Origin of the sequence: Okeania sp. SIO2B9, assembly GCF_010672505.1 — a bacterium.
GTDB lineage: Bacteria > Cyanobacteriota > Cyanobacteriia > Cyanobacteriales > Microcoleaceae > Okeania > Okeania hirsuta.
The window spans coordinates 1-4962 of the sequence record NZ_JAAHGK010000508.1; the positions used below are offsets into that span (position 1 = coordinate 1).

Annotated in this window: 4 protein-coding genes and 1 pseudogene; 4 read left to right on the top strand and 1 reads right to left on the bottom strand. The window is 40.2% G+C overall.

Annotation, left to right across the window (positions count from 1 at the left end; translation table 11 throughout):
- On the top strand, positions 1-1342 hold a 1342-nt coding region (locus F6K13_RS17915; RefSeq protein WP_287287935.1), incomplete at its 5' end, for a CHAT domain-containing protein.
- Between the two features lie 117 nt (positions 1343-1459).
- Here F6K13_RS17915 and larC read toward each other — a convergent pair.
- Positions 1460-2785 carry a nickel pincer cofactor biosynthesis protein LarC gene (gene larC / locus F6K13_RS17920; protein ID WP_287240825.1) on the bottom strand — a complete coding sequence of 442 codons (1326 nt, stop codon included), beginning with the start codon at positions 2783-2785 and terminating at the stop codon, positions 1460-1462.
- Between the two features lie 472 nt (positions 2786-3257).
- Between larC and F6K13_RS17925 the strand changes: the two genes are divergently transcribed.
- The 3 genes and pseudogenes from F6K13_RS17925 to F6K13_RS17935 form a co-directional block, all read left to right on the top strand.
- Complete coding sequence (locus tag F6K13_RS17925; RefSeq protein ID WP_124145221.1) at positions 3258-3920, top strand: L-threonylcarbamoyladenylate synthase; 663 nt, start codon at positions 3258-3260, stop codon at positions 3918-3920.
- Positions 3921-4154: 234 nt separating this feature from the next.
- Positions 4155-4289 (top strand): hypothetical protein, encoded by a 135-nt coding sequence (locus F6K13_RS17930; protein WP_287287936.1) that lies wholly within the window; start codon positions 4155-4157, stop codon positions 4287-4289.
- Positions 4290-4730: 441 nt separating this feature from the next.
- Positions 4731-4962, top strand: a pseudogene (locus F6K13_RS17935) (hypothetical protein); the annotation flags it as partial.

The following is a 4962-nucleotide window of genomic DNA, read 5'->3' on the forward strand; positions in this document are numbered from 1 at the left end:
TGTAGAACTTTATAGTAGTGAAAAACAAACCCTAGAACAAAAAACAGCCATCGAACAAGAACGACAATATCTCCTCCGAAAATATCAAGAAGTCCAGGCAAAAATCCGCGAAAAAAGTCCGAGTTATGCAGCTATCACTCAACCTCAACCCCTCACTTTAAAACAGATTCAAGCACAAATTCTGGATAATGATACACTTCTGTTGCAATATGCTTTAGGTAAGAAGCGTAGCTTTCTTTGGGCGGTTACTAAAAATAGTATTACCAGTCATGAACTCCCTCCAAAAGCATTAATTGAAAACATAGTTAAAGAATTTCGTTTTACTATTACTGATAGACGAGTAGATCCATCTTTGTTATTAGAAATCTCTCAATCTCTCTATGAGATAATTTTAGCTCCTGTTGCTCCTCAACTGAAAGATCGACGCTTGGCGATCGTTAGTGATGGCATTTTACATTACATTCCCTTTGCTGCCATTTCCTTACCAACAACTTCATCAGAAGCAAATTATTTACCTTTAATAAGTAAGCACGAAATTGTCAATCTTCCTTCTGCATCAACCTTAAGTATTCTACGTCGAGATGCCCAACAACGAAAAACTGCACCCAAAACCATTGCGATAGTTGCCGATCCAATCTTTAGTCCTGATGATACCCGATTAAAAACTGCCGTATCAACTCAGAATGAAAATAGGGAACAATATAACCTCAATCGTGCCGCTCGACAAATGGATGTAGGAATTTGGCAACGACTCCCAGAAACCCGAACAGAAGCAGAAGCAATTCTCGCCCTTTTGCCAAACTCAGAGACTATCTCCTACTTTGATTTTGTGGCAAATCGTACCCAGGTAATCAATTCTCAACTGAATCAATACAAAATTATCCACTTTGCTACCCACGGACTACTTAATAGCATTAACCCTGAACTTTCTGGAATTGTGTTATCGATGCTAGATCCACAGGGAAACTTGCTGAATGGATTTTTACGTCTCCATGATGTTTTCAAGCTGGATTTTTCCGCAGACTTAGTAGTGTTGAGTGCTTGTCAAACCGGATTAGGAAAACAAATACGGGGAGAAGGGTTAGTAGGATTAACCAGGGGATTTATGTATGCAGGTACACCTCGCGTACTTGTCAGTTTGTGGAATATCGACGATGCTGCTACTAGCGAAATAATGAGTAGATTCTATCGGTTGATGTTACAAGACAAATTATCACCAACAGAAGCATTAAGAAAAGCACAGTTGGAGATGGTTTCTGAGACTCGTTGGAAAGAACCTTATTATTGGGCAGCTTTTACTTTGCAGGGAGAGTGGAAAGAAAGTCAAGGGAATAGGGAATAGGGAACAGGGAACAGGGAATAGTTAATATTAACAAATAGTTCAAACAATCCAAAATACAAAATATAAATTATTCCCCCTGTTGCCTGTTACCTGCGCGCAGCACTTGCGGTGAAAATATCAGGAACGGGCAAGATGCCCATTCCACGCTTGTAATACCATTTTCTGTATTTTCATCAAAGGAATATTTTGCTGTCTAGCTAATGCGACACAATCTTCATATTCAGGTTGCACATTTACAATTTGATTCCCCATCTTTGCCACTTTTAACCGCACTGCTCCATAGTCTGTCTGCACCCGATCAATTGTTCGCTGCAAAATAGCCCGTTTTTGAGTAGAGCGACGAATACCCAGAGTTGTAGTCTCTCGAAATATTACCTCCTCACAAGCAGATAACTTTTCCGGTAGACAAATAACAGTAAGTAACACTCCTAACCTAGATTTTTTCATTGTCACAGGTTGAGTAAAAACATCTAATGCACCTACTGCAAATAGAGCATCAAAAGTATAAGCGATCGCTTGAGGAGTACAATCATCTATTTGAGTTTCCAACACCATTACAGTTTCTAGGTGTGGATGTGGGGAACTGGGAGAATGATATTCTGTAAGTTGAGAATGTTGAGTATTCACCTCCCCTGCTCCGATCCACAAACGTAAAATATTAGGAATAGCTAAATCGCGAGAACCCGCACCCAAACCCACACATTCTAGAGACATTGACGGTGGCGAGCAAAAACTACTGGCCAAAGTACAAGCGATCGCGCTACCTGTAGGAGTACACAATTCTTTTTCAATGCCATTACTATAAATCGGAACCTGATGCAACTCCCAAAGTTTTAGCACTGCTGGGACAGGTACAGGTAACCGACCATGAGCCGCCCGCACAGTACCCCCACCAGTGGGCAAAGGCGAACAATATAATTGGTCAATATTCAACCAATCTAATCCTAAACAAGTCCCCACAATATCAACAATAGCATCAGTTGCCCCTACTTCGTGAAAATGTACCTTCTCTGGGGCAATACCATGTACGGCACCTTCAGCTTCAGCCAATTTGTGAAATACAGCTAAACTCCAAGCTTCAGCACGTCGGGGCAATCCTGCTTTTTTGATTAATGCTTCAATTTCTGGCAAGTGACGGTTGTGAGAATGATTGTGTTTTTCCGTACTTTGGTCATTTTCTGAATGGTGAGAATGATGGTGGTGGTCAAAAGTTAGAGGTTCTCCATTTTCAGGATTTGCAGAAGTTAGATTGACATGAAATTTCGTAGCTAGTAAACCATTGCGATGAACTTTTTCAGTGCTTAACTGATATTCCTGGGAAATGCCGAGAAGATTGAGTTTTTCTATCAGATATTCTAGGGGAACACCCGCATGGACTAAAGCACCCAAACACATATCGCCCGCAATGCCAGTGGGACATTCAAGGTAAGCTATTTTTTTCATAAATTTTAGGTCTTAGGTGGTAGGTGATTCAATAATTAATAATTAATAATGATTGCTCTGATGATTAAATCTCAAAGTCTTTACAAATAAAGGTTTGAAGATTTTTAGGTATCAAAAAGTGCTAGCTTTTAGGTAGTTCCGGTTCAAAAATGAGCGTATTTTGGGCCATAGTTGGGGAGAAGCCAAATTTGTAGGGCGCATATTTACGGCTAAAATCTAGACTTTGAAAGGCTTTTAACAATCCGTCGCAGGGCATCATTGCATAAGTGTCAGTTTACTACATTTAATACTCCCCATCTCCCCATTACTAAAGATATATAGCAAACTTTTTGAGATTTAGTATTATTTCTTCCTTCCTCTAAAAAGCCTTCCTCCGCTACGCTAAAGGACGGGTCTTTAAACCCCATTTTTTGGTAAATTTTTCCAATCTAAAATCTAACATATGCTTTTTCTATAATCTAAAATAATAATTATGGCAATATTCTATGAACTTCATCCTGATACACCCCAACAAAGACGCGTAGAACAAATTATTAGCGATCTAAAAAATGGGGCAGTGATGCTTTATCCTACGGATACCGTTTACGCGATCGGTTGCGACCTCTATGCTAAATCTGCTGTGGAGCGAGTCAGACAAATTAAACAACTGTCTAATGATAAACCTCTGACATTCCTCTGTTCCTCTCTGTCCAATATCGCCAATTACGCTATTGTGAGTGACTCAGCCTACCGAATCATCAAACGTTTAATTCCTGGCCCTTACACATTTGTGTTGCCTGCCACAAAGTTAGTCCCACGGCTGGTGATGAGTCCTAAGCGAAAAACAACGGGTATTCGGGTTCCAGACAATCAATCTTGTTTGTCTTTGTTGGAGACTTTGGCCAATCCCATCATTTCAACATCAGCTCACATTACCAGTGATGCGGAAGGAATGGCCCCAGTAGATGTAGGAGCAGTTACTGGTAAAGCAGAATTATTTGATTGTCTAGAAAATTTAGTGGACATAATTGTTGATGACGGTTCTGATCCTGGATATCAAGTATCCACTATCCTGGAATTAACTGGCCAAGAGCCAAATCTGATTAGGCAAGGTCTTGGAGTTGAAACTGTAACAGCTCTGATTGGGGTTTGCTGAATAAAGTCTTTTTGCTGGGGTAGGAGACAGGAGACAGGAGACAGGAGACAGGAGAAATGGAGAATTTAGAGGAGGTAGGAGCGGGCGTTTTGTCCCTCAGTTTTTCTGTCCTTAGTTTGCCTTTTATGCTAACTTTTTGAGCATGAAGAGCGGAAACAAGGGCACTTTTTGGGACTCTAAAAAGGCTCAAGCCAATATCAGTCAATGCTTTTAGATTTAATCAGCAAGCCTTAATTGGTTAATATAGCAGGAGGCAGAAGGCAGGAGGCAGAAGGCAGAAGGCAGAAGGCAGGAGGAAAAATCTGGCGTTGTCTGAGTTTTCAGTTTTTGATATGTCCTCACCTTTCCTTCGACTACTATACAAGCTAAAACCTAAAACCTAAAACCTAAAACCTACAACCTAAAACCTAAAACCTAAAACCTACAACCTAAAACCTACAACCTAAGACCTACTACTGTGCCACTTGTGTTTTTGTTACACGGGTGGCACTGCCAATTTGAATATTGTCACAGTCTCTTTGAGTTGGATAATTTGGTAAGTAAAGTTCTGATTTTCAATCTATATCTAGCTTTCGTTGATTTTAGACCGAAATCCGGAAAATATACTTCTGATAGTGAATTAGAGAATTGGTTGTTAACAGAAAAACCACATCATAAAAGTGGAACCCTCCTCTGCAAATAGTTGGGTGAACTTTCCTATAGTCGTAACTGTAGAGGCAACAAAGGAATCACACAGATTTCAACCAACACCTAATCACTCTACATGATTACTTCGTACACCTACCGTGCATTATCCAAAGGTAAAATCAAATGACTGTTAACATTGCCCACACCCCCAACTCCCTGAACACAAACCCTGCTATTGCTCCAGAAGTTAACAACAGCAAAGTTGAAAATCACAATACAGCGAATACTGTACTAGAAATGAATACTGAAACTTTAGCTGCTGTAGTTTTGCAAGAATTGCAAGGTACTTTGAAAAGTAAGCCAGCAAAAGCTGAAACCATAATCACTCGCATCGCCCAAGAAGTAGAGCGGATTT